At 39.2% G+C, this 24,801-nt stretch carries 22 protein-coding genes, 4 tRNA genes and 1 other RNA gene; 11 read left to right on the top strand and 16 right to left on the bottom strand.

Annotated elements, in window-relative coordinates:
* The 10 genes from BLW93_RS04430 to rpsO all read right to left on the bottom strand — a co-directional run.
* Positions 1–438: transposase (locus BLW93_RS04430; RefSeq protein ID WP_245791970.1), on the bottom strand; the 438-nt coding region annotated here is incomplete at its 3' end.
* A gap of 2 nt (positions 439–440) precedes the next feature.
* Complete coding sequence (locus BLW93_RS04425) at positions 441–1,067, bottom strand: M48 family metallopeptidase (protein WP_076712897.1); 627 nt, start codon at positions 1,065–1,067, stop codon at positions 441–443.
* Positions 1,054–1,980 carry an ABC transporter ATP-binding protein gene (locus BLW93_RS04420; RefSeq protein WP_076712896.1) on the bottom strand — a complete coding sequence of 309 codons (927 nt, stop codon included), beginning with the start codon at positions 1,978–1,980 and terminating at the stop codon, positions 1,054–1,056. The genes BLW93_RS04425 and BLW93_RS04420 overlap by 14 nt, the downstream gene beginning before the upstream one ends.
* Entirely contained in the window at positions 1,977–2,774 is a 798-nt protein-coding gene (locus BLW93_RS04415) for an ABC transporter permease (RefSeq protein ID WP_158025378.1), read from the bottom strand. Before BLW93_RS04415 ends, BLW93_RS04420 begins: the two co-directional genes overlap by 4 nt.
* A gap of 10 nt (positions 2,775–2,784) precedes the next feature.
* Positions 2,785–3,789 (bottom strand): ABC transporter permease, encoded by a 1,005-nt coding sequence (locus BLW93_RS04410; RefSeq protein ID WP_216818662.1) that lies wholly within the window; start codon positions 3,787–3,789, stop codon positions 2,785–2,787.
* Between the two features lie 93 nt (positions 3,790–3,882).
* Positions 3,883–5,403, bottom strand: coding sequence for an ABC transporter substrate-binding protein (locus tag BLW93_RS04405; protein ID WP_076712893.1), 1,521 nt, complete (start codon positions 5,401–5,403; stop codon positions 3,883–3,885).
* Between the two features lie 94 nt (positions 5,404–5,497).
* Positions 5,498–6,184, bottom strand: a complete 687-nt coding sequence (locus BLW93_RS04400) for a rhomboid family intramembrane serine protease (protein ID WP_076712892.1) — start codon at positions 6,182–6,184, stop codon at positions 5,498–5,500.
* 3 nt (positions 6,185–6,187) lie between these two features.
* Positions 6,188–7,051, bottom strand: a complete 864-nt coding sequence (locus BLW93_RS04395) for a dUTP diphosphatase (protein WP_076712891.1) — start codon at positions 7,049–7,051, stop codon at positions 6,188–6,190.
* A complete protein-coding gene (locus BLW93_RS04390) occupies positions 7,048–9,186 on the bottom strand; it encodes a polyribonucleotide nucleotidyltransferase (protein ID WP_076712890.1) in 2,139 nt (712 codons plus the stop codon). The genes BLW93_RS04395 and BLW93_RS04390 overlap by 4 nt, the downstream gene beginning before the upstream one ends.
* Before the next feature lie 185 nt (positions 9,187–9,371).
* On the bottom strand, positions 9,372–9,641 hold the full coding sequence (rpsO, locus tag BLW93_RS04385) for a 30S ribosomal protein S15 (protein ID WP_076712889.1): 270 nt from the start codon (positions 9,639–9,641) through the stop codon (positions 9,372–9,374).
* Positions 9,642–9,815: 174 nt separating this feature from the next.
* Here rpsO and BLW93_RS04380 point away from each other — a divergent pair, with 174 nt between their 5' ends.
* The 11 genes from BLW93_RS04380 to polA all read left to right on the top strand — a co-directional run bounded on the left by BLW93_RS04380 (position 9,816) and on the right by polA (position 22,709).
* A complete protein-coding gene (locus BLW93_RS04380; protein ID WP_245791993.1) occupies positions 9,816–9,995 on the top strand; it encodes a twin-arginine translocase TatA/TatE family subunit in 180 nt (59 codons plus the stop codon).
* 58 nt (positions 9,996–10,053) lie between these two features.
* Positions 10,054–10,464 (top strand): PaaI family thioesterase, encoded by a 411-nt coding sequence (locus BLW93_RS04375; RefSeq protein ID WP_076712888.1) that lies wholly within the window; start codon positions 10,054–10,056, stop codon positions 10,462–10,464.
* Positions 10,461–11,594: a hypothetical protein gene (locus tag BLW93_RS04370; protein ID WP_076712887.1), complete on the top strand. Its 1,134-nt coding sequence runs from the start codon at positions 10,461–10,463 to the stop codon at positions 11,592–11,594. Before BLW93_RS04375 ends, BLW93_RS04370 begins: the two co-directional genes overlap by 4 nt.
* Positions 11,584–12,270, top strand: a complete 687-nt coding sequence (locus BLW93_RS04365; protein WP_076712886.1) for a YggS family pyridoxal phosphate-dependent enzyme — start codon at positions 11,584–11,586, stop codon at positions 12,268–12,270. Before BLW93_RS04370 ends, BLW93_RS04365 begins: the two co-directional genes overlap by 11 nt.
* Positions 12,271–12,283: 13 nt before the next feature.
* Positions 12,284–14,497 carry a phosphoribosylformylglycinamidine synthase subunit PurL gene (purL, locus tag BLW93_RS04360; RefSeq protein ID WP_076712885.1) on the top strand — a complete coding sequence of 738 codons (2,214 nt, stop codon included), beginning with the start codon at positions 12,284–12,286 and terminating at the stop codon, positions 14,495–14,497.
* Positions 14,481–15,701 (top strand): sensor histidine kinase, encoded by a 1,221-nt coding sequence (locus BLW93_RS04355; protein ID WP_076712884.1) that lies wholly within the window; start codon positions 14,481–14,483, stop codon positions 15,699–15,701. The genes purL and BLW93_RS04355 overlap by 17 nt, the downstream gene beginning before the upstream one ends.
* Positions 15,682–17,013 (top strand): sigma-54-dependent transcriptional regulator, encoded by a 1,332-nt coding sequence (locus tag BLW93_RS04350; RefSeq protein ID WP_076712883.1) that lies wholly within the window; start codon positions 15,682–15,684, stop codon positions 17,011–17,013. Before BLW93_RS04355 ends, BLW93_RS04350 begins: the two co-directional genes overlap by 20 nt.
* 117 nt (positions 17,014–17,130) lie before the next feature.
* Positions 17,131–18,210 carry a hypothetical protein gene (locus BLW93_RS04345; protein ID WP_076712882.1) on the top strand — a complete coding sequence of 360 codons (1,080 nt, stop codon included), beginning with the start codon at positions 17,131–17,133 and terminating at the stop codon, positions 18,208–18,210.
* 130 nt (positions 18,211–18,340) lie between these two features.
* A complete protein-coding gene (gene cysE / locus BLW93_RS04340) occupies positions 18,341–18,997 on the top strand; it encodes a serine O-acetyltransferase (RefSeq protein ID WP_076712881.1) in 657 nt (218 codons plus the stop codon).
* The gene (locus BLW93_RS04335; protein WP_076712880.1) at positions 18,998–20,179 is read left to right on the top strand and encodes an SPOR domain-containing protein; all 1,182 of its coding nucleotides are present in this window, start codon (positions 18,998–19,000) and stop codon (positions 20,177–20,179) included. It abuts the gene before it with no gap.
* Between the two features lie 13 nt (positions 20,180–20,192).
* Positions 20,193–22,709, top strand: coding sequence for a DNA polymerase I (gene polA, locus BLW93_RS04330; protein ID WP_076712879.1), 2,517 nt, complete (start codon positions 20,193–20,195; stop codon positions 22,707–22,709).
* On the opposite strand, the gene rnpB is transcribed toward polA, so the two are convergent.
* From rnpB to lysA, 6 genes are all read right to left on the bottom strand, one after another.
* An RNA gene (gene rnpB / locus BLW93_RS04325) (RNase P RNA component class A) lies at positions 22,703–23,022 on the bottom strand. The genes polA and rnpB overlap by 7 nt on opposite strands.
* Before the next feature lie 83 nt (positions 23,023–23,105).
* Positions 23,106–23,182 (bottom strand) — tRNA-Ile (locus tag BLW93_RS04320).
* 8 nt (positions 23,183–23,190) lie between these two features.
* Positions 23,191–23,266, bottom strand: a tRNA-Ala gene (locus BLW93_RS04315).
* Between the two features lie 38 nt (positions 23,267–23,304).
* Positions 23,305–23,382, bottom strand: a tRNA-Glu gene (locus BLW93_RS04310).
* Between the two features lie 7 nt (positions 23,383–23,389).
* Positions 23,390–23,465, bottom strand: a tRNA-Lys gene (locus BLW93_RS04305).
* A gap of 60 nt (positions 23,466–23,525) precedes the next feature.
* Complete coding sequence (gene lysA, locus BLW93_RS04300) at positions 23,526–24,782, bottom strand: diaminopimelate decarboxylase (protein ID WP_076712878.1); 1,257 nt, start codon at positions 24,780–24,782, stop codon at positions 23,526–23,528.
* Between the last annotated feature and the right edge of the window lie 19 nt (positions 24,783–24,801).

The following is a 24,801-nucleotide window of genomic DNA, read 5'->3' as shown; positions in this document are numbered from 1 at the left end:
TATTTCCTCTAAGGTTACCTGCGATATTTTGCTTATGGTTGAGGGTGAGTATTTAAGTTCAAACACGCTTTCAAGAGCCTGGGCTACTGCTCTTGCACTCATACCAGAGGCAAACATCCCAAGTATTAAGTCTTCAAGATTGATATCTCTTCTTCTATAAGGTTCTATCAACTTTGTTCTGAATTTTCCCTCTCTATCTCTTGGAATTCTCAGATTTTCAAGCTTACCGATAACAGTATCTAAGTTTCTAACGTAAAAGCCGTTCTTTGTTCCTCCATGTTCTTTAAGAAACACTTCTCTTTCAGCCGTCATGATTGACTCTAAGGTTTGCTTTACCACTTCCTTAACTAGGTCTGGTAAAATCTTCTGTAGTTCCATTTTTGCCTCCTGGGGTTGGTATTTGTGGGGTGTTCCCCAGGAGGTTATCCCATTTCTCAAGCTTACACAAAATATCGTACACTACCTAACTTCCAGAAACGTTTTGAATGATTCTTCTCTTTTATATGAGCTATCTCGTGAACAACAATATAATCCAGAATCTCTTCTGGAAGCATCAAAACCCTGTAAGAAAAGCAGAGAGAGTTACTTCCTGAACAGGAACCCCACCTTTTTTCTGCCCGTGTAATTTTCACATTTTTATAAGAAAATCTGTCCTCTGCAAAAAACCTAACTCGTTCAGTTATATACGGCAATCCGACCTTCTTATACCAGGTAATAAAAACACCTTTCGCATCACTCAACCAGTCGGAAGAAAGAAGAGAGTAATTACCGGAAAGTTTAAGAGAAATAGAAGATTCAATCACCTTTAAAACATAAGGAACACCGAAATAGTAAAAAACGGCACCGTCTCTGAAGCCTCTTCCTTCGAAAAATTTCTTTTTCTCTTCAACATCAAAGAGCTTTTGAAATAGCCAGTTTCTATGTTTTAAAACGAACTTTCTAAGGAAAGCCCTGGAAAGATTTTCAGGTGATTTCAAAATAACTTCTCCAGAATCACTAACTTCCAGAGAAATAGTCTTTCTTCTACTTCTTACAATCTTTATGTTCAATCCATCAACTTTCAACATTAAAACAAGACACCTCTCTTCCTTTTACAACAACAGGTTTGGGAAGCTCTTTAAAGCATCTGTCAGAAACCTTCGGACATCTTGGAGCAAAAGGACATCCTTCTACATTCTTATCTTCCAAAGGAATATCGGGAATGGAAGTATCATGGATATCATATTTAGGAACACAGGAAATAAGAAGCCTGGTGTAAGGATGAATGGGAGAATGAAGCACCTTATCCTTATCACCTTTTTCCATAATTACACCTTTATACATAACAGCCACCTTGTCGGCAACTTCGTTAACAACTCCCATATCATGAGTGATAAGAAGAGTTGCAGAATCAAAAGTCTCCTTAGTTTTATCTATCAATCCAAGAACCTTTTTTTGGGCAAGAACATCAAGTGCAGTTGTCGGCTCGTCAAGAATTATAAGACGAGGATTCAAAACAAGAGCGATGGCGAACATAACCCTCTGACGCTGCCCGCCGGAAAGCTCAAATGGATAAGAATTAACTTTCTCAAAAGGAAGATCTATAAACTCAAAAAGTTCTCTAACTCTCCCGAGAAGTTCATCTCTGGATTTCTTAATTCCGTGAGCTGCAAACGTTTCAAAAAAATGTTCTCTAACTCTAACAAGGGGATTAAGGGCATTAAGGGGATCCTGAAACACCATACCTATCTCTTTTCCCCTGACTTTCCTCATCTCTTTCTCTTTAAGGGAAACTATCTCTCTACCTGAAAGCTTAAAAGAACCTTCTATCCTGCTCCCCTTTGGAAGAAGCCTTATGAGAGCATGAGCCGTTGTTGATTTTCCGCAACCACTCTCGCCGACAAGAGCAAAAACCTCTTTCTTATCAATACTAAACGAAACATTTTTAACGGCAACAAACCCGTTAGGATATGTAATTGTTAAATGGCTTACCTCTATCATAGCTTTTCCTCTGATAGGTAATCACCGATAAGGGCAAATCCAAGAACAGCAAGGAATATGGCAAGACCCGAAAAGACAAAACACCACCAGTAATCCTGAAGGATGTAGTGCTGGCCGGTTGAAAGATCTGCACCCCAGTCAGGGGTTGGTGGAGGAACACCAAGTCCGAGGTATGAAAGTCCCGCCTCTGTCAAAATAGCATCACCTATTGAAAGAGCCAGAATCCCAGCAAGAGTGGGAATAATCGGCAGTAAAATATAAATAAAGATTATTTTCCAGAGTGGCACTTTAAATACCTGTGCTGCCTCCACAAAAGGCTCCCTTTTAAGAGAAAGAACCTGATTACGAACAAGCCTGAAGTAAGTTGGAATAAAAGCTATGGCAATAGCTATCGCAACATTTTTTATGCCCTGCCCGAGAAACGCTGTAAACGTAATAGCAAGAAGCAGACCCGGAAATGCATACATGGCATCCATCATAAGAACCAGAACCTTATCAACAATTCCACCGAAAAAACCTGAAACCAAACCCAAAAATGTCCCTGCAGATACCCCTATCGCAACAGCTAAAAGAGATACCAGAAGAGAAATTCTAGCTCCATAGAGAACTCTTGCAAAAATATCTCTTCCCAGAGCATCCGTTCCGAATATGTGCTGGGAAGATGGGGGTGAAAATGTGGCATTTGAAATAGCGATCGGATCAGCCGACGTAAGGTAAGGACCAAACAACGCAATAACAATAAGAAAAACAACAATAAATATTCCCAGAAAGAGCTGTACCTTCTTTAAGTTCATCCTGCAAACCCTACTCATACTTAATTTTTGGATTCATAAGAGCACAAATTATATCTATCGCGATAGATATAAACACAACAATAACAGCATAAAACAGAATAGCCCCCTGAATTGCTGGAAAATCTCTGTAACCGATTCTTTCAATTAAGTAAGAACCAAGCCCGGGCCATGAAAAGACATTCTCTGTAAGGATTGCTCCGCCCAAAAGTCCAGCAAATTGAAGACCTATAAGAGTAAAAATCGGAATAAAAGCATTCTTAAATGCGTGATAGTAAATCACTCTCCTTTCCTTCAATCCTCTTGCTCTCGCAGCTTTTACATATTCTTTCTTAAGCTGCAAAATCATGTTGCTCCGCGTAATTCTGTATATGACAGAAAAAAGAACAAGAGACAAAGAGAAAGCAGGAAGGAAAATGTGCTTAAGGGCATCAACAAAGCCTGCAAAATTCTTTGTCAAAAGAGTGTCAACAAGGTAAAGGCCTGTTATAACGTGGTCAGGCTCATTTAGAGGATCAATTCTTCCTGAAATCGGAAACCAGCCGAGCTTCACACCAAAAATATACTGCATCATAATACCTACGAAAAATATAGGAATAGCATAGAAAGAAAGAGCTATTAACTTGGTAACAAAATCAAACACACTACCTTCACGCCTTGCTCCCTCAATACCCAGAACAATACCCCAGCCGGCCGCCAGAATAATACTTACGATAGATAGCTCCAGAGTGGCGGGGAATCTTTCAAGAAGTTCACTTTTAATGCTTTCCCCGGTAACTATAGAAGTTCCAAGATTACCGTGTAGTATGTCAGAAAGAAACTTTAAATACTGCTTATATATAGGAAGATTAAGTCCTAACTGCTCTTTCAACTGCTTAACAACTTCTGGCGGTGCCTTTCCACCCGTAAGTGCCAAAACCGGATCACCTGGTAGAATTCTAAGCAGGAAAAATACAAATGTAACCATTAAGAAAATCATCACCACAGAAGAAACAAGCCTGTATCCTATATACTTCAACAACCCTCTCATTACCCTCTTCTCATCTCCTTAAACAGAAATTAACACAAAAGTCCCCCCTCAAGATAGCACATAAGGGGGACTTTTAAAAGATTACTTATGAAGGAGATAGTATCTCGGATAGATAGGATCGTTTGTTACACCTCTAACACTCTTGTTGGCAACAATAGCCGCCTCTGACTGGAAGAGAGGTATGTAAGGAACATCCTTCCACAGATAATCCTGAATCTCATAGTAAAGTTTTTCCCTTTCAGCTTTATCACTAACTGAACGAGCTTTCTGAATAAGAGCGTCAACCTCTGGATTTGAATAGAAGGAACCGAGGGAAGCGTCTGTCTTTGAATGCATAAACGGATAGATGTAATCATCAGGATCTACATAGTCTGGTGCCCAGCCAAGTCTGAACATTCCGAGAATTCCTTTTGTCATGTAATCAAGATACGTAGGCCATTCCGTCGTTTTAAGATTTACCTTTATCACTCCTGTCTTTTCAAGCTGTGATTTAATGATTTGAGCTTCCTTATCAACATCAGCACCGTAATGTCCTTGAGGATACCAGTAGTTTATGACAAGAGGATGATTCTTATTATAGCCGGCTTCAGCAAGAAGTTTTAAAGCCTTTTCAACATTAGGTTTTTTATTAAAGACATCTTTATGTCCCCACATGTTAATCGGAATGAGAGAGTAAAGATTCTCATGAAGAATGTTGTTGTAAGCAAACTTCTTGATTTCATTTCTGTCGATAAGATAAGCAATGGCTTTCCTAACTTTAGAATTATTGAACGGCGCCTTCTTGGCATTAAAAACAATGTAAGAAATTACGAAACTTGGTGCAACGTAAACATTAAAGCGAGACTTAAGAGAAGGATTGGTTATAAAGTCCTTAACATCAAGCGTGTTAAGAGAACCTGTCATGTCAATATCACCCCTTTCAAGGGCAAGACGAATCGTCTGAGCGTTCTGGTATTGCCTGATTAGAATCTTCTTGGCTTTAACATCTTTAAAATCAAAATATTTAGGATTCCTGGTTAGATAAACATATCTGTCTCTCTTAATCTTTCTAATTGTAAGAGGTCCTGAAGCTGGATACTTGATACCTTTAAAGAAACTGTTTTGAGGATAAATAGAAGGAACAGGATACGCAACTGTGAAAGCGGTAACTGCTAAAAATGGTGAAAACGGATATTTAAGGTGAACTTCAAATGTATATTTATCCTTTGCTTTATAAGATTTAACAACATCCGTCAGAAGAAACGCAGGATCTCCCTTAAGTTTAAAAACTCTATCCCAGGAACGTTTAAGCGTATAAGCGGTAATCTCTTCACCGTTCTGAAATTTTAAACCTTTCTTAAGGTGAAAAATGTAAGTCTTCCCGTCCTTTGAAATATCTACACTCTTTGCAAGAACAGGTTCAGGAACGGTAGAACCGGGTTTATAACCGTAAAGCCCAATAAATGTGTTTTGCATAAGGTTACAACTCATCACATCGTAAGCTTTAGCAGGATCAAGAACTTTCCACTTATCAAGGGTCCCGATAACAACAGTGTCAGAAGAACTTGCAAATGCAGTTGAAGCAATAATCAAAGGTAAAGCTAGAGTCAACAACTTCCTCATTTTTTCCACCTCCCGTGAAGATTGAATCACAATTCATACCGTCATACATCAAAATGAAAAAAATGTTAAGAGTAATACGGCTATATTAAAGTTTTTAGATTACTTTGACAGGCCTACCTTTCCGGGAAATTAGCAACTTAGCAATAAAAAGTCCTACTAAAAATCCCCCTATATGGGCAAACCATGCAACACCAGCACCACCGGCTGAAGCGGTGGAAAGAAGGCTTAAAAGCTGCATAATAAACCAGAAAATTATCCAGATGTAAGCCGGAATAACAACAATATCTATGAAAAATCCAAGAAAAACGAGCGTAACAATCTTCGCATCAGGATAAAGTATAAAATATGCTCCCAGCACTCCGCTTATAGCTCCTGAAGCTCCTATCAATGGTGCTACCGAATCGGGATACGCAAACACCTGAATAAGCGCAGCAACTATACCGCAAAACGTGTAGAAGAGAAAAAATGGAATTTTTCCGAAATAGTCCTCCACGTTATCACCGAAAATCCAGAGAAAAAGCATGTTTCCTATAATGTGGAAGAACCCTCCATGAAGATATTGATGAGATATCAAATTCCCGTAGGGCGTAAAAGGATCCGGCGGTGGTATGTCAACACCGTGCGTTATTTCATATGGAATAACTCCAAAAGCATGAATGAGATATACAACATACTTTCCGGCAGATAGCTCATAAAAGAAGACAACAAAACAGGCTACCACCAAAAAGGTGGTAACCACTGGAACGGTTTCCCTTTTATTTAAATCTTTTAGCGGTATCACTTCTTACCTTCCCGTGCTCCCAAAGCCTCCCTCTCCTCTTAATGTTTCATCAAGAGAAGCAACCTGTCTAATCTCAAGGGGATAGTAACGTCTTGGGATGAGCTGAACTGCTCTCCAGGGAAGTTCCGGTTCAGGTGCTTTAGAATTCACTTTTACAAGTGGAACTTTTATGGTTCCTCTATAGGTCATATCTATTATACCAACAGAATTAGCCAGCATGAATCCGCTCTTAAAGATGCTTGAGCGGGGTACAAGATCAAGATAATAACCGGCAGGCGGTTTGACCTTCACTTTGGTATCGAAAAAATAGATATTTCCCTCTCTTTTTATCAATTCAACAAGGTGAAGATCCCAGCCACTATCTGAAACTCTTTTTTTAAATGGAAGAATACCCCCATCTTCAACAGCAACCTCTACATAACTCCTCTGCCACGGGGCTCCAAAAAGGAAAGAAAGAAACTTTTCAAAATGGTAGTTTGAGCATTCTCCCAACGACTCATCATAGATGGCATGAAGGAATAAAATAGCACCATCACCGTTTAAAAAAAACCCCTCTTTTGTTTTTATAGAGAAAAACGGAGATAAAATTTCTTCCATTTCACTCTCAAAGGAAGAAATTAGAGGGATGAATACACTCTTATTTCCCCAGACTCCTCCGGCCTCAAAAGCACCTTTAACAAATTCAATATCCACTTTATCAACAGAAGGAAAAGCAGGAAGAGAAAGAACAAAATGATTCTCTTCCCTTTCTATTTTCCCGCCAAATATATCGTGAAGTTTAACGGCAACATCAAGGAATCTATCGTCAAAGGCAATCCTCGTTCCTCTTACATATACCCAACCGGCACCCCAGCTAAACTTACTCACTCTTCATTAACCTCCGGATCAGAGTAAAAACCTCCACTTCTCCTCAGTTCTCTTTCTTCTTCCTCATTAACATCAATCCGGCTGAGTTTTGGTCTTCCCATCTGATCAACATCAACAACTTTAACAGGAAGAAGATCTCCAACCTTTATCTTTTTGAAGATATCTTCTTTAAATTCAGGAGGCAGCTTTGATATGTGAACAAGTCCAACTTTACCGGGAAACATTTCCACAAAAGCACCATAATTTTCAACCCTTGTAACTTTCCCAAGATAAGTGTTTCCAACGGCTATATCTTTAGTAACATCTTTAATCATCTTTATAGCCTGCATTGCAGCTTCTTCAGACGGTGCTGAAACAAGAACTGTTCCATCCTCTTTTATGTCTATCTTCACACCAGCTTTGTCAAGAATCATCTTAATAGTCTTTCCACCGGGACCTATAAGATCTCTCGTCTTATCAGGATCGATGTGAGTTGTAACAATTCTCGGCGCATAAGGAGAAATTTCCTTACGAGGTTCACTTATAACAGCATCCATTTTATCAAGGATATACATCCTGCCGTCTCTTGCCTGTTTCAGAGCTGTTACAAGAATATCCCTGTTAATCCCGGTAACTTTTAAGTCCATCTGAATTGCAGTAACACCTTTTCTTGTCCCTGCAACCTTAAAATCCATATCCCCAAGGTGATCCTCATCACCCAAAATATCAGAAAGCACAACAAACTTATCACCCTCAATAATCAATCCCATGGCAATCCCGGCAACCTGTGCCTTTATAGGCACACCAGCATCCATAAGGGAAAGACTACCACCGCAAACCGTTGCCATTGAGGATGAACCGTTTGATTCAAGAATATCCGAAACAACCCTTATCACGTAAGGAAATTCTGATTCCTCTGGAATAACAGGAACAAGAGCTCTTTCTGCAAGAGCACCGTGACCAATTTCTCTCCTGCCAGGTCCCCTCATAGGAGAAATTTCTCCAACACAGAAAGGCGGGAAGTTATAGTGAAGCATAAATCTTTTCTCTTCTCCGGGCATTAAACCTTCAACAAACTGATATTCTTCAGGCGTTCCAAGTGTTGTGGTAACAAGAGCCTGAGTCTGCCCCCTCGTAAACAGAGCAGAACCATGAGCCCTTGGAAGAGTTCCTACTTCTATTGAAATAGGCCTTATCTCATCAGGTTTTCTTCCATCTATTCTTATTCCTTTCTCAAGAACAAGCTGTCTTACAAATTTTTTCTCGGCCTCTGCAAAAGCCTCCTTTGCAAGCTTCGCAAGTTCTTCAGGAATGTTGAGCTCAACAAACATCTCCTCTCTTAAAGCACGGAGCTTCATTCTTCTTTCATGTTTATCAGGAATAGTTATAACAGGCTCTATTCTTTCCATTACCCACTTTTCTATTTTTTCTTTAGTCTCCTCATCAAGAGACGGAACGGTAAACTCATATTTTTCCTTCCCTACAAGACTTCTAAGCTCTTCCTGAAGTTTTATTATCTTTTTGATCTCTTCATGAGCAAAAAGAATGGCATCAAGGACTTCCTCTTCTGGAACCTCGTCTGCTCCACCTTCAACCATAACAACTGCATCTTCCGTCCCGGAAACAATAAGGTTAATATCCGCCCTCTGTCTGTCTTCATAGGAAGGATTAATAACAAGCTTTCCATCTATACGGCACACTCTGACGCCTGCAACGGGCTTTTCAAAAGGTATTTTTGAAATGTGAAGCGCTGCCGAAGCCCCATTAATTGCCAGGATTGAAGGATCATTCTCCTGGTCTGCAGAGATAACAAACGCTATAACCTGAACATCATTCCTGAAACCTTTTGGGAAAATAGGGCGTATTGAACGGTCTATAACCCTTGATTTTAAAACCTCTTCATCGGAAGGTTTACCTTCTCTCTTTATAAATCCACCGGGAATTTTTCCCGCAGCATAAGCCCTTTCTCTGTATTCCACAAGCAGGGGAAAGAAATCTATATCTTCTCTCGGTTCATCGGACATCACGGCAGTAACAAGAACAACTGTATCCCCCTGAAAAACAAGAACACTTCCATCAGCCTGTTTGGCTACTTTTCCCGTTTGAAAAACAAGAGGTCTCCCTCCAATTTCACCTGAAACTTCTGTTATTGGCATCTGTTTCCTCCTTAAAAATTACCATTTCATTAATTTATTCTATATTTCAAAACTGTTATTTTTCTTAATTATATTCACAGGCAAACTGCCAGCTAAACACCTATAAGTATATCACTAAACCGGGAAGGTTTGGTAAGAGATTTTTGACGGCAGAAAAAGAAAAGGGGGCTTTGAAGCCCCCCGGATTACTTCCTTAAACCAAGCTTTAGAACGATATTCTTATACCTGTTAAAGTCCTTCTCTTTCAGATACCTGAGAAGCCTCTTTCTCCTTCCAACCAGCTTATAAAGAGCCCTCTTATTGTTGTTATCGTGCTTATGCTCTTTAAAATGTTCTGTTAAGATTTTGATTCTTTCAGTAAGAAGAGCAATTTGCACTTCTGGAGAACCGGTATCCTTCTCATGAAAACCATACTTCTTTATAATTTCCTGTTTGACATCTTTATCTACAGCCATCAAAAACCTCCTATTCTGTTTCACCGGTGGCAAAGGCAAAGTGAAATTTATCAAAGTGAAGTCTGTTTGTAAAGAGGGAAATTCCCAATTTAGAGATTTACCGGCAAAATACCGCAAAATAAAGTATAATACATCATGTATAGAAGGTCCAAGTTTACCGGATCGGAGGAAATCGTGTTTGAATGGATTCTGGTAGCAATAATTGCCGTGCTTGCCTTCAAAGGAGACAGATTAATAAAACTCATAAAAAGCTTCAAGCTTGCAAAGGAAGAGTTCAAAAAGGGCAAGGAAGGTATTGAAGAAGAAGTGATCTCTGACGGAAAACCAAAAATAAAAGTTATCAAAAAAGGATAGTCCAACACTTGCTATAATTCAAATGTTGATAATTATCTTTAGCTAATCTCGAGGCATAATGAACGATAAAACAGAGCTTCCCAGAAGAGACAGTTTTTGCTTTGTATGCGGAAAAGACAATCCAAAAGGTATGCATCTAAAGTTTGAAAAATATCCTGACAGAGTTGAAAGCACTTTCAGCTTAGACAAAATTTATCAAGGATATGACAATATTATCCACGGAGGTATCATATCTCTGATACTGGATGAAGCTATGGCTTACTTACAGACAAAAGAAGAAAGATTTTTAACCGGAAAAATTACCGTTAAGTTTCACAACCCGCTCATGGCCGGAGAAAAAGTCAGGGTAAAAGCCTGGATAAAAAAAGACAGAAAACGGATAAAAGAAACCGTGGCCATCATGGAAAAAGCAGACGGAACAAAAGTAGCAGAAGCTGAAGCCATTATGTTTGTAAGGAGAGAAAAATGAAACTGCTTAAAAATATTGCCACAACTGCCTTGATCCTGGGACTATTTAACACAGCTCTTGCCGATACAGCAACAGTAATGATAGACTCGTTATCAATAAGAAACAAACCTGACGGAGAAATAGTAGAAACCATAGATAAAAATAGCACTTCTCCCGTTTTTAACTACTATAAAAACTGGGCAAGAAATAACAGAGGATGGATTGACAGTGACTTTACAAAAATCACTGAAACATCACCAAACATTCTATTCACAGAAACTATAAAGGGAAAATTCCTGCTTATAAATAAGGATATGGAAGGAAGCACCAAAATTGGAAAGATAACGCTGAATGCCGGGAAGGTATATCCTGTAATACTCATCAAAAACGACATAGCCGTTATCCAAACGGAAAGGGGAATAACAGCAATTCCCAGAAAGTTCACAACAATTTTCAATGGAAAGTTCCCGGCAGGAGTAATTTTAAAAAACGCCTCTCTCATAAATCCTGAAACTGGAAGAGAAATAACCTTTCTAAAAAAAGGAACTTTCTGCATAAAGCTTAAAGACAATCTCTTCATTATAAACGGTTATGCAGGAAACATTGTCCCCATATCAACCTCATCAAACGCATACCTTCCGATATCAAGCATACTAAACAAATTAAACATGGTAATAGACACATTTAACAGTGCCAGAGTATCTAGTGCCATAACAGAAAGACTTGGCTACTTCCCAAAAGTATTGCCCCTCACGGAAGACGACATAAAAACCGTAACACTTGAAAACGGAAAGAAAGGTGTATTCGTTAACATCAAATATCTGTTTTACGACTTAGATGGTTCAGAAATAAAGGATAGAAAAACCCGTTTGATACTTAAAAAAGGAAACGAAGTCTTCTGGCAAAAACTATCAAAAGAGGTTTTTAGGTCATCATCAAACGTTAAATTCATTCAGCTTAATATTTTCAGATTTAACGGAAAAGGAAGCTTTGAAAAAAAAGGATTCGTTGCCGTAGGTATAACAGATTATAAAAACGGCATATGCGACGCGCCGCCAGAGCAATTTATGGACAGAACAGAATCAGAGCTTAGTGAAGATCTCTGGTTCTTTGCAAACCAAGTCTATGAGAGGGTAGAAAATGGGAATTAAAGAAAACCTGATGAAGATACAAGAAAAAATAACAAAGGCTGCTGAAAGAGCCGGAAGAAAACCGGAAGAAATAACACTACTTGCCGCCTCCAAAACAAGAACTCCTCAAGAGATTCGAGAAGCATTCAACGCAGGAATAAAAGTTTTTGGAGAAAATCGAGTTCAAGAAGCAAGAGACAAAATTCCCGCTCTTTCAGACCTGCCAATAGAATGGCATTTTATAGGACACTTGCAAAAAAATAAAGCAAAATATGTGGTAAAAATGTTCGAGCTAATCCATTCCGTTGACTCTAAAGCTTTAGTTGAAGAGCTACAAAAACGAGCCGACAAGGAAAACAAAATTCAGAAAGTACTAATAGAAGTTAAACTATCCCCAGAAGAAACAAAACACGGATGCAAAGAAGGCGAAGTCCCAGAATTGATAGACACCATACTATCCAGCCCCAATCTGCAACTTCTAGGCTTTATGACAATTCCTCCATATTTTGAAAATGCGGAAGACGTAAGACCCTATTTCCAGCGACTGAGAAATATAAAAGAAAAAATGGAAGAAGAATTTAAGAGAAATTTCCCTCATCTTTCAATGGGAATGTCGCACGACTTTGAGATTGCCGTAGAAGAGGGAGCTACAATTGTTAGAATTGGAACAGCACTTTTTGGACCGAGAAACTACTAAAGGAGCAACAACTATGGATAAAAAAACAATAGAAAGCCACGTGCCAATGGAAGAGTATAAAAAGATAGTAAAACTGCTGGGAAGAGAACCTAACCTCGTTGAACTTGGTATATTTTCTGCAATGTGGTCTGAACACTGCTCTTACAAATCCTCAAGAGCCCATCTTTCAAAATTTCCCACAAAAGCACCATGGGTGGTTCAGGGCCCCGGTGAAAATGCCGGAATAATCATGATCGATGAAGAAAAAGAAATATGCGCAGCATTTAAAGTAGAATCCCACAACCATCCATCATTTATAGAACCGTTCAACGGAGCTGCCACCGGAGTGGGAGGCATCCTGAGAGATGTCTTCACCATGGGAGCAAGACCGATAGCCTGTATGAACTCACTGAGATTCGGAGAGCTTGACGATCCCAAGATGAAATACATAGTAAAAGGGGTAGTTTCCGGAATAAGTCACTATGGAAACTGTGTCGGAGTACCAACTGTCGGAGGAGAAGTCTACTTTGACAGCTGCTATCAAACCAATCCTCTCGTTAATGCATTTGCACTCGGACTTGTTGAAAAGAACAAGATATTCTATGCAAAAGCTGCAGGTGTAGGAAATCCCGTAATCTATGTGGGATCAAAGACTGGAAGAGACGGTATCCACGGCGCCACAATGGCATCAGAAGAGTTTTCATCTGAGGAAGAAGTTGAAAAGAAAGTCAACGTTCAGGTTGGAGATCCGTTTGTTGAAAAGCTTTTAATAGAGGCGTGCCTTGAAGCAATGGAAACCGACGGAATAGTAGCAATTCAAGACATGGGAGCAGCAGGTTTAACATCGTCATCCGTAGAAATGGCCTCAAGAGGAAACGTCGGAATCAAACTTGAACTTGACAAAGTGCCAACGAGAGAAGAAGGCATGACCCCCTATGAAATAATGTTATCCGAATCACAGGAAAGAATGCTCGTAGTATGTGAAAAAGGTAAAGAAGATAAAATTATGAACGTTTTCAAGAAATGGGGGCTTGATGCCTGCATAATAGGAGAAATTATAGAAGAACCTGTTATAAAGTTACTATGGCACGGTGATAAAGTTGCCGAACTTCCGATAGACATACTAACCGAAGAATCTCCCGTTTACTATCGTCCTTTCAAGATGCCTTCATACATAAAAGAAAATATGAAATATGATCCAGAAATCATAAAAGAACCGGAAGATTACAATGAAATAACGAAAAAACTTCTCTCCTCTCCAACAATAGCAAGCAAACGATGGATATACCAGCAGTATGACCACATGGTCCAGATTAATACCACGGTATATCCGGGATCTGATGCCTCCGTTCTAAGAGTAAAAGGAACAGAAAAAGGAATAGCCATAAGCTCAGATTGCAACTCCCGCTATTGCTATTTAAATCCCTACGAGGGAGGAAAAATTGCCGTAGCAGAGGCAGCAAGAAACGTAGCATGCAGCGGTGCTACTCCAAGAGCAATAACTGATTGCCTAAACTTTGGAAGTCCTGAGGACCCTGAAATAATGTGGCAATTTGTAAAATGCACAGACGGAATGGCTGACGCCTGTAAAATCCTCGAAACACCTGTCGTTAGCGGAAACGTCAGCTTTTACAACGAAACAGTAGTTGGCAATAAAAAAAGAGCCATATATCCAACACCTACTGTTGTTTGCGTTGGAGTTCTTGAAAACATCAATAATAGAATGACAAAAGACTTCAAAAACGAAGGTGACATAATCATTCTACTTGGAGAAAACACTGGAAACATCTCCGGAAGTGAATACCAGAAGCTGATAGAAGGAAAAATAAAGGGACCCGGCCGAACAATAGACCTGACATTTGAAAAGAATCTTCAAAAAAGTCTCGTAGAAGCAATATCTAAAGGTTTTATTAAAAGCGCTCACGATATATCTGAAGGTGGTCTTGCAGTAACACTGTTTGAGTCCGCCTTTGGCAATAAGATCGGATTTGAAGTAAACCTTGAAGACGACATACGAACAGACTTTCTGCTGTTTGGTGAAGAACAGAGCAGAATCATAATCACCGTTTCCCCTGAATATGTAGATGAAGCACTTGAATTTTTCAAAAAGAAAACCATACCTGCAAAGGTAATAGGTAAAACCGGAGGACAAAACGGCAGAATACTCCACAAAAACAAAGAGATCATTGATATACCTATAACAGAAGCACAAACCGTATATGAGCAGAGTCTTGAAGAAAAACTCTAAAAAACTGGCATTCTGGAAAGACTTTTTTCTCTATTATAAGGTTTCACGTTTCATATTCTCATCTTCGCTTTTTCTTATACTTATTTCCCTCTCTCTCTGGAGAGAGGGAATTGTCATTTACAATGTTTATTCCTTAGGCGTTATATTCCTCTATTCCATGGTATCTCTCCTATCTCTGTTCTACAAGAAAGAAAACCCTTATGATTTTTTACTTGACATCATCTTTATTTCTGCTCTAATAAAAAGTAACATCCTATACTGGGACTATATAGCCATTTTATATCTTTTTCCTATATTCTTTGCCTCTTTCTTCTTGGAATCACCTTTGACCGTTCTGTTTCCGATAATCTCTCTAATAACATATGGAATAACGTTATACACAACCAAAATGTATACATTTCAGGATTTGACAATAAAGCTTTTTCTAAACGGCGTCGCCTTCTTCGCAATATATGTAGCAGGAAAAACTTTCGCAAAGAAAATGATAAATCAAACAATATACATTGCCCAACTTGAAGAAGAAAAAAAGAAAAATGAAGTCTTTAAACGACTATACAGGATCAGTGCCGACCTTGCCCATGAAATCAAAAACCCGCTCGCTTCTATAAAAGCTGCCGTTGATCTGATGGCAGAATCAGAAACATGCAACAAAAAACTTCTTGACCTGCTTAAAAGAGAAACCGAAAGGCTATCCTCTATAATCAACGATTTTCTGATGTTATCAAGACCTCTTGACGTTCAGAAAACGGAAGTTAACATAAAAGAAATGGTAAAACAAATTGTCGAATCTATCAGATACATATACCCTGAAAAAAAATTGAAACTGATAATGCCAGACAAAAAGTTCACAATAACGGTTCCCTACAAATCTCTCTACTCAGCCATATCAAACATCGTTAAAAACGCTTTCGAATGGTCAAAAAATCTGGTAATCATATCCATATCCTATGAGAAAAAAATCCTGAAAATATGTATTGAAGACGACGGTCCTGGAATAGACAGCGATTCCAAAGAAAAAATTTTCGAACCGTTTTTCACCAAGAAAAAGGACGGAACAGGACTGGGACTTGCCATCGCCAAAAGGGTAGCAATAGAATTGGGAGGCAGGCTAACAGTTACATCTTCTATATACGGAGGATGTAAATTTTGTTTCGAAATACCGCTGGAAAACAAAGAGGAACAAAATGAAAGCGCTAATAGTTGACGATGAAAAAAGTATAAGAGATATTCTTGGAATGATGCTTGAAGAGTTTGATTTCGAAACAGAAGAAGCCGCAAATGTAGAAGAAAGTCTGAAAAAACTGGAAAACCACGATTACGATTTAATTCTACTTGACCTGAGACTTCCGGACGGTTCTGGAATGGAAGTTCTAAAAAAAGTAAGGGAAAAACAATTAAAAACAGAAGTAATCATAATAACTGCCTTTGCATCATCTGAAACGGCAAAAGAAGCAATAAAACTCGGAGCTTTTGACTACGTAGCAAAACCGTTTGATATCTCGGAACTCAGACTCATCTTCCGAAATGTTAAGAAAAAAATCGAACTTGAAAAAAAAGTAGAAGAATACGAAGACACCTACAAAGATTTTATAGGAGAATCGCCGAAAATAAAAAAAATAAAAGAATTTATAAAAAAAATAGCCCCTTATGATACAAACGTTCTCATTACAGGTGAAAGCGGCACGGGAAAAGAAGTAGTGGCAAGAACAATCCATAACCTGAGCAACAGAAAAACCGCTCCGTTTGTGGCAATAAACTGTGCATCACTTCCATCAGAACTTCTTGAAAGTGAGCTATTTGGTTACAAAAAAGGTGCATTCACAGGAGCAACGAGAAACAAAAAAGGGCTTATAGAAGAGGCAAACGGAGGAACTTTATTTCTGGACGAAATAGGCGATATGCCTCTACCTTTACAGGCAAAACTTTTGAGATTTTTAGAAGAGAAAAAGATAAGACCAATAGGAGGGATTGAAGAAAAAGAAGTTGACGTAAGAGTAATAGCCGCAACAAACAGTAACCTTGAAGAAAAAATAAGTAAAGGCTTATTCAGAGAAGATCTCTTTTACAGATTATCAACCATTACCATTAACCTACCCCCTCTAAGGGAAAGGAAAGAAGATATTCCTCCACTCATAGAATACTTTGCCAAAAAACTGTCTAAAAAATACGGAAAAAAGTTCGGATCTATATCATCGGACTTCATAAATTACGTTATGTCACTACCGTTAAAAGGAAACGTCAGGGAATTAAGAAATCTTGTTGAAAAAGCAATAATTTTATCCGATAAAGATATTCTTTCTCTCCCCATAACAGGTGAAGAAAAAAACCCCCACACAGAAATCATAATCCCGGACGAAGGAGTTAATTTAAAAAACATTCTCGAAGAACTGGAAAAAGAATACCTGCTAAAAGCCCTGGAAAAAACTGGAGGAAAGAAAAAAGAAGCAGCATCACTTTTAGGACTTACATTCAGAGAATTTCGTTATAGATTATCCAAATACGGGCTTTCACAATAGTTAAAAGATTTTTTACAAAAGATTTTGAGCAGATTTGGAATATTGTTGACAGTACATAGTCTCTCTGTTATTATTAGATGTAAAGTTGAAAATCCCAAAGCAGGAGGGTTGTTAATAATGAGAGGGAAATTAAAGGCACTCATCCTCTGCTCTGCGCTGATGGGTGCTACAACGGCTTACGGTGTAACCCTTACAAACTGCCCACCCTCCCTTACAAACGGAGGAAATCTTCCGAAAATAGGTCCGGAAGAGAAGGCTTTATTTACTAAACCGGTTCAACCGCTTAAGCCAGCCGATTGTGGCGCCTGTCACTACAGCATCTATAAGGCGATGCAGAAAGAGGGTGGAAGGCACCAGTTTAGCTGTACAATTTGTCACGAAAGATTCCACGAGTGGAGTCCTAAAAAAGGCATCAAAGGTTGGGAAGAACTGATGCCTAAATGTACAAGGTGCCACGGACTCTACCACGGACCTTCTCTCCCAGATTGTATGAAGTGTCACACAGATCCACACGCTATCAAAAAGCCAATGCCTGTTACAACACCGTTTACAGGTTATGTCGGCGGTAAGAAATATCCTGGCACAGGACAACCTGAAAACTTCGTTGCCAAGAACTGTCAGGTATGTCACGGTCCTATCTATGACCTTATGCAGGAAAAACCAACCAAGCACACGCAAATCGGCTGTGCTGCATGTCACCACAGCACACACGGATACATTCCACAGTGTCTCGAATGCCACCTTCCACACAGACCGGAGCAAACAAACAACGACTGCTTTGCTTGTCACCACAACCCACACTATCCGGTCAACATTACTTACAGCAAGAATACACCAAATTCCCAATGTGCAGCTTGTCACGGCTATGTTGCACACAACCTCGAAACATCAACTACAAAGCACAGCAAAGTGGCATGTGTTGCCTGTCACCACAACAGGCACGGATTTATCCCGAGATGTCAGGATTGTCACGGCGAATATCCTCACGGAAAGGCTATTGCCGAGAAGTATCCAAACTGTCTCACATGTCACATTACACCTCACGACCCTGCCTGCAAGGACAACAACAAGCCGGACGACGTTCTCAAGGCAGAGTTTGCAAAAGAAAAAGTTCTACTTCAGAAACTCAAAGCTTTCAGAGCAAAAGGCGGGAAGCTCAACTACATCAACCTCGAAAAAATTACCAACTGGAAATAATCCATATGCCGGGGAAAATTTCCCCGGCACTCATCAATCAATACCTTTTCTTTGCACAGTATCAACATTGATATATAATCTTTTCGTGTTACAATCTCACTACCGTTTTTCTTCTAGGAGTACCGCTTAAATGTTTAAAAGAATTCGTGAAGACATATCGGTCGTTTTTGAAAGAGACCCAGCAGCGAGAAATGTTTTCGAAGTAATAACCTGCTACCCGGGACTTCATGCAATATGGCTACACAGAATAGCCCACTTTTTATGGAAAAAAAACCTGAAACTCCTTGCCAGAATGATATCCCACTTCTCTCGATGGTTCACCGGAATAGAAATACATCCTGGAGCACAAATAGGAAGACGATTTTTCATAGATCACGGCATGGGTGTTGTAATTGGAGAAACTACCGAAATAGGAAACGATGTAACCATATATCACCAAGTTACACTGGGAGGAACAAGCACTCATAAAGGAAAAAGGCATCCCACAATAGGCAATAACGTCGTAATCGGTGCAGGAGCAAAAATATTAGGACCGATAAAAATAGGAGATAATTGCAAAATAGGAGCCAACTCTGTCGTTGTAAGGGACGTTCCTCCAAACTCAACAGTTGTTGGAATTCCTGGTAAAATAGTTAAGAGAGACGGTATAAGAACAACCCGTGTAGACCTGGAACACGGACAATTACCGGACCCTGTAATGGAATCTTTAAGACAAATGCTTGACATTATTCACTCTCTGGAGGTAGAAGTAAAAACTCTCAAAAAAGAGAGGAAGGGGGAAGAATAAGTGAGAAGTTTCTGGATAATCTTCATAGCCACTATAATTTTACCTATATCTGCTTTCGCAAAAGTCTTTTATTCCATTCAACTATCCGCGAGAAAAAGCATGCAGACAGCCTATGAAATTTTAAAAGAAGTTGAAAAATATCCGAAAGCAAGAATAGACATTGTTGATGGCTACTATAAAGTGAGAATAGGCCTTTTCAGCACTTACGGAGAAGCTAAAAAATTCCTTATTAAAAACAAGATAAGAAAAAGCTTCAAAGGTGCCTTCATCACAAAAGTTGACGATAAAATTTTAAAAACAAGCATATATCCTTCAACACTCCAAACTGAAAAGATCAAAACACCAGAAAAGAAGAACCCAATATCAAATAATGAAACTATTAAATCTGAAAATGCAACAACAGAATCCAATAAAGAAAAAATTAATGCAGAAAATGAAGCCTTTTCCGTATCACTATACAAAACAGACAACAGGGAAAAAGCAATAAAATTTTTCAAAGGACTACCGGATGAGATCAAAAAAGAAGCTTTTCTATATGAAGAAAATGGGACATATTCAGTAAGGGCTTTTCTCGTAAAAGGATACAAAAATGCAACAGAAAAAGAAAATTCCATTAAATATCTACATTTTGAAACAGAAATTAAACCTACAAAAAAGGCAAACATAGAAAAGATTCTCGAAAATAGAACAGAGAACGTTACTCAAAACAAAGCAAAACCAGCACCTTTTATACCTAAAACAAACAAACCCACAACAAAAACGCAAACACCTCAAACAACTAAAGAGAAGAAAACATTGTCAACCTACATCATAATTGCTGCTCTGGCAGCAGCAATTTCAGGCGGATTTTTAATTCTTAATCTCTTTTTAAGAAGGAAAAGAACCCTGAAAGAAGCCAGAGACATGTATGAACTTTTGACCAATGCACTTAAAAAAGGTAATACTGCTCTTGTCAAAGAGATCGTTGTTCCTTATCTTGCCAGATATCCTGAAGACATAAAAGCCCAGGAGCTTTACGCTTTGGCACTTGAAAAAGAAGGCAGATACATAGAAGCAGCTGACATCTACTTTGCCATAGCGGAAGTATTAGAGGGAAAAAAGCAGTTTGAAAAAGCAGAAAAATTTAAAAAAAAAGCTGAAAATCTGGTAAACAGAGAATTCAAAAAGAATCAGCCAGAATAGTCTGGAGTGAGAAATGCCAGAAGGAAAAGTCTACCTATTTGACGGAACAAGTTTTGCATACAGAGCTTTTTATGCAATAAGAGGTTTAACTACCTCTTACGGATTCCCAACAAACGCCATTTACGGATTTGCCAGAATGTTCCTCAAACTTTTCAAAGAAATGAAACCAGAATATGCTGCCGTTGCATTTGATGTAAGCAGAAAAACCTTTAGAGAAAAAATATCGGCAGAATACAAGGCAAACAGGAAACCAGCTCCAGACGATTTTAAAGTTCAACTCCCTTACATAAAAAAATTTCTCGAATGTCTTGGAATCCCCGTAATTGAAAAGGAAGGATACGAAGCAGACGATATTTTAGGAACGTTAGGGAAAAAACTTTCCAAAGAAGGATACGAAGTCATTATTGTTTCACCTGATAAAGACATACGACAGCTAATAGAGGAAAATATCCACGTTTTATCAATCTCGCCACAAAAAAAAACAGAAACTCTCTACACACTCGAACTCTTCAAAGAAAAATTCGGATATGATCCGAAGCAAATTCCGGACATATTCGGACTGGCAGGAGATACCAGCGATAACATACCTGGCGTTCCCGGAATTGGAGAAAAAACAGCAACAAAACTCATACAGGAATTCGGCTCTCTTGAAAATCTTTATAAAAACCTGGCAAATCTTTCTCCGAAAAGAAAAAAACTTCTTGAAGATTACAGAGAACAGGCATTTATGAGCAAAAAACTTGCAACAATAGACAGAAACGTTCCGATAGATGTAAAACCAGAAGACCTTAAACTCAAGGAGCCCGACGCAGAATGTCTGTCAGAACTTCTTAAAAAACTCGAGATGAAATCACTAACAAAAGAGATAAAAGAACTGTTCCCTAATCTTGAATTTCGAGGAAGGAAACTTGAAGAGGCAAAAGAAATCGATACAGAAAATTTTTTAGAAAGCCTCAAATCCGATGATCTGTTTTCAAGGAAAGAATGCGCAGTGATAATGAGCAACAACATCTTCGCTTCAGCGGAAAAACATTACAGCGTAATAGATCCTCAAACACTAAAAGAAATATATAAAAAAAGCGGGAAAATTTACACTTTTAATCTGAAAAATCTATACCACAAAACTGGAATATCAGATAAGCACAAACAGTTTTTTGACATATCCATAGGAGAATACTTGCTAAATTCCATCCAAAAAGATTACTCTCCAGCCACAATTATGAAGAAATATCTGGAAACCGTAGAAATAGAACCTATTGAAAAATATGCCCATCACGTTATAGATGTCGGAAAAAAGATAGAAGAAAAGCTCAAAAAAGAAAATCTTCTTAAGCTTTACGAAAAGATAGAACATCCCTTAATAGAAGTTCTATACTACATGGAGAAAAGAGGTGTTCTGTTTGACAGAATATATATGAACAACTTGAAAGACAACTTCCTGCAGAAGATGCAACAACTGGAAGATAAGATATTCTCAATAGCGGGAGAGAGTTTTAACCTAAATTCTCCGAAACAACTGTCAAAAATCCTATTCGAAAAATTAAAGATAAAACCTGTGAAAAAAACACGCACCGGATATTCTACAAACGTTGAAGTTCTTACAACACTTGCACTCAACGGATATGAAATCGCAGAGCTTATACTGGAATACAGAAAATATTCCAAACTTCTGGGAACTTTCATAGACGGCATAGCAAAACATATGGATGAAGGAGGAAGAGTTCATACAAACTTTATACAGACAGGAACCGCAACCGGTAGATTATCAAGTGCAGAACCAAACCTACAAAATCTTCCCGTTTCCGATGAAATATCCAGACAGATAAGAAATGCCATAATTGCTCCAGAAAGATACAACCTTATCTGGGCAGATTACTCACAAATAGAGTTAAGAGTCCTTGCTCACCTATCAGGAGATGAAAGGTTAATCGATGCTTATAAAAATAACAGGGATATCCATACAGAAACAGCATCAATTCTGTTTGGAACTGAACCTGAAGACGTATCCCCCGAAATAAGAAAAGTAGCAAAAATGGTCAACTTCGGCATAATCTACGGAATGAGTCCGCAAGGTCTATCTCAAAGATTAGGAATTAGTTTCAATGAAGCTAAGAATTACATAGAAAGTTACTTCTCAAAGTTTCCCACGGTAAAAGAGTTTATTGAAAAAACTTTGTCGGAAGCCTATGAAAAGGGATACGTTAAAACACTTTTCGGCAGAAAAAGACCTGTTCCGGAACTGAGAGCGAAAAACAAAAATTTAAGACATTTTGGGGAAAGAGCAGCTTTCAACGCCATTATTCAGGGAACAGCTGCTGACATAATGAAAATGGCAATGATAGAACTCTTTAAAGAATTCAAAAAAGAAGAGACATTTTTGACCCTCCAGGTTCATGATGAGATAGTTATGGAAACTCTGGAAGAAAAAGCAGAAAAAACAAAAGAAAAAGTAAAAGAAATAATGGAAAACATCGTCAGCTTAGACGTTCCACTTAAAGTTGATATCAAAATCGGTAAAAGATGGGAGTAGGCAGGCCCGTAAGCCGGGTTCTGTTTTAGAGAGCCATTTATCTAAGCGGCTTACCCGTCGGCATCGGGCGGGCAACCCTCAAGCGCCGACCTATTTAGCCTTGCTCCGGGAGGGGGTTACCATGCCCTCTCTCCTCGCGGAAAGAGGCGGTGGTCTCTTACACCACCTTTTCACCCTTACCCCTTTAAGGGGCGGTCTGTTTTCTGTGGCCCTCTCCGCAGAGTTTCCCCTGCCTGGCTCAACGCCAGCTCCCTGCCCTGTGGAGCCCGGACTTTCCTCTCCCCAAAAGGGAAGCGACTCTCCGGCCTACCTCTCCCGACATAATATAAGGTATATATCAATAGCTAATATTGGAGGTTTTATGAAGAAGTTTTATGGAAAATATGGGAAGATAGATGGTGGGCCTGGGAGGACTCGAACCTCCGACCGTCCGGTTATGAGCCGGATGCTCTAACCAACTGAGCTACAGGCCCTCATTCACTGGTGGAGCCGGTGGGATTCGAACCCACGACCTTCAGACTGCCAGCCTGACGCTCTCCCAGCTGAGCTACGGCCCCGAATCTACAAAATAGATCCAGCCATTATACAATATATTTGGCGTCCCCAGGGGGATTCGAACCCCCGTCGCCGGCGTGAAAGGCCGGTGTCCTAGGCCGGGCTAGACGATGGGGACGCTTAAATGGTGAGCCGCCCAGGACTCGAACCTGGGACCTACGGATTAAAAGTCCGTTGCTCTACCAACTGAGCTAGCGGCCCACGGTTAGCGTGGAATAATATAAGCTTAAGCACCTGTAATGTCAACTGCAAATACGACTTTTAAACAATTTTTTCTCCTTCTATAAGACTACCGAATGTTTCTCTCTCTCTTATCACTTCAAATTTTGAACCTGAAACAAGTATTTCGGCCGGTCTGACTCTGGAGTTGTAATTTGAAGACATTGAAAATCCGTAAGCTCCGGCACTTAAAACAGCCAGAATGTCTCCCTGCTCACATTTTCCCAATTCTCTCTCTTTAGCAAGAATATCTCCAGTTTCACATACAGGGCCAACGACATCAACAATCTCAATATTTTCCTTTTTCTCAGCAGGAACAATATGATGGTACGCATCATAAAGAGACGGCCTCATACAATCGTTCATTGCAGCATCAACAATATAAAAGATTTTACCTTCTTTCCTTTTAATATACAAAACCTCTGTAAGAAGAAAACCTGAATTGCCGGATATGCGCCTTCCCGGCTCCAGTATCAACTTACAGTCAAGCTCTTTAACGAAAGGAACAATCCGCTCAGCAAGAGAAGAAGAAGAAGGCGGATTCTCTTCAGGATGGTAGTTTATTCCAAGTCCGCCACCTGCATCAAAATACTCAATATCAAGCCCTTTATCTCTTAAAGCTTTAACCAGATCTGCAACCTTTGCCGATGCTTCTTCAAACGGAGAAACATCAAGTATCTGAGAACCTATGTGAAAATGGATTCCAATAGGTTCCACCCATTCCATCTCCTTAGCTTTCATATAAACATCAAATGCTTCATCATAATCAATACCAAATTTGCTTGTTCTCAAACCAGTTGATATATAAGGATGGGTTTTAGGATCAACATCCGGATTAACCCTGATAGCTATCCTGGCTCTCTTTCTCAGCTTTTCCGCAACCTTATTTAGTGTTTCCAGTTCCTGGCGAGATTCCACATTAAACATAAGTATTCCGTGGGAAAGTGCATATTCCATCTCATCTTTTCTTTTGCCAACTCCCGCAAATACAATCTTTTCAGGAGCAATTCCAGCATTGATTGCACGAAATATCTCTCCGGCAGACACGGTATCGGCACCAGCTCCCATCTCGGCAAGCAGCCTAAGAATAGCTATGTTAGAACACGATTTAACGGCAAAAGCTGTTAAATGTTCAACATCGTTAAAAGCAGAATCAAACTCGTTAAACCAGTAAGAAAACGCAGCCTTACTGTAAACGTAAACGGGAGTTCCAATCCTTTTAGCTATTGCCTGAACATCAACATCTTCAACAAAAAGTTTTCTTCCTCTATATTCTATAAAAGGGAAAAGTTTCTCCATAATAACCTCCTGATTTTTG

It is taken from the genome of Desulfurobacterium indicum (assembly GCF_001968985.1).
Classification (GTDB): Bacteria; Aquificota; Aquificia; order Desulfurobacteriales; family Desulfurobacteriaceae; genus Desulfurobacterium_A; species Desulfurobacterium_A indicum.
Note: the sequence above shows the minus strand (reverse complement) of the source record. Positions and strands in the feature narration are given on the sequence as shown.

Bases quoted from the DNA above. Each gene is read 5' to 3' on its own strand.
- polA (WP_076712879.1), top strand. From the start codon at position 20,193: ATGCCAGAAGGAAAAGTCTACCTATTTGACGGAACAAGTTTTGCATAC.
- BLW93_RS04370 (WP_076712887.1), top strand. From the start codon at position 10,461: ATGAAACTGCTTAAAAATATTGCCACAACTGCCTTGATCCTGGGACTA.
- cysE (WP_076712881.1), top strand. From the start codon at position 18,341: ATGTTTAAAAGAATTCGTGAAGACATATCGGTCGTTTTTGAAAGAGAC.
- BLW93_RS04375 (WP_076712888.1), top strand. From the start codon at position 10,054: ATGAACGATAAAACAGAGCTTCCCAGAAGAGACAGTTTTTGCTTTGTA.
- purL (WP_076712885.1), top strand. From the start codon at position 12,284: ATGGATAAAAAAACAATAGAAAGCCACGTGCCAATGGAAGAGTATAAA.
- BLW93_RS04420 (WP_076712896.1), bottom strand. From the start codon at position 1,980: ATGATAGAGGTAAGCCATTTAACAATTACATATCCTAACGGGTTTGTT.
- BLW93_RS04425 (WP_076712897.1), bottom strand. From the start codon at position 1,067: ATGTTGAAAGTTGATGGATTGAACATAAAGATTGTAAGAAGTAGAAGA.
- BLW93_RS04405 (WP_076712893.1), bottom strand. From the start codon at position 5,403: ATGAGGAAGTTGTTGACTCTAGCTTTACCTTTGATTATTGCTTCAACT.
- BLW93_RS04415 (WP_158025378.1), bottom strand. From the start codon at position 2,774: ATGAACTTAAAGAAGGTACAGCTCTTTCTGGGAATATTTATTGTTGTT.
- BLW93_RS04350 (WP_076712883.1), top strand. From the start codon at position 15,682: ATGAAAGCGCTAATAGTTGACGATGAAAAAAGTATAAGAGATATTCTT.
- BLW93_RS04345 (WP_076712882.1), top strand. From the start codon at position 17,131: ATGAGAGGGAAATTAAAGGCACTCATCCTCTGCTCTGCGCTGATGGGT.
- rpsO (WP_076712889.1), bottom strand. From the start codon at position 9,641: ATGGCTGTAGATAAAGATGTCAAACAGGAAATTATAAAGAAGTATGGT.
- BLW93_RS04365 (WP_076712886.1), top strand. From the start codon at position 11,584: ATGGGAATTAAAGAAAACCTGATGAAGATACAAGAAAAAATAACAAAG.
- BLW93_RS04390 (WP_076712890.1), bottom strand. From the start codon at position 9,186: ATGCCAATAACAGAAGTTTCAGGTGAAATTGGAGGGAGACCTCTTGTT.
- lysA (WP_076712878.1), bottom strand. From the start codon at position 24,782: ATGGAGAAACTTTTCCCTTTTATAGAATATAGAGGAAGAAAACTTTTT.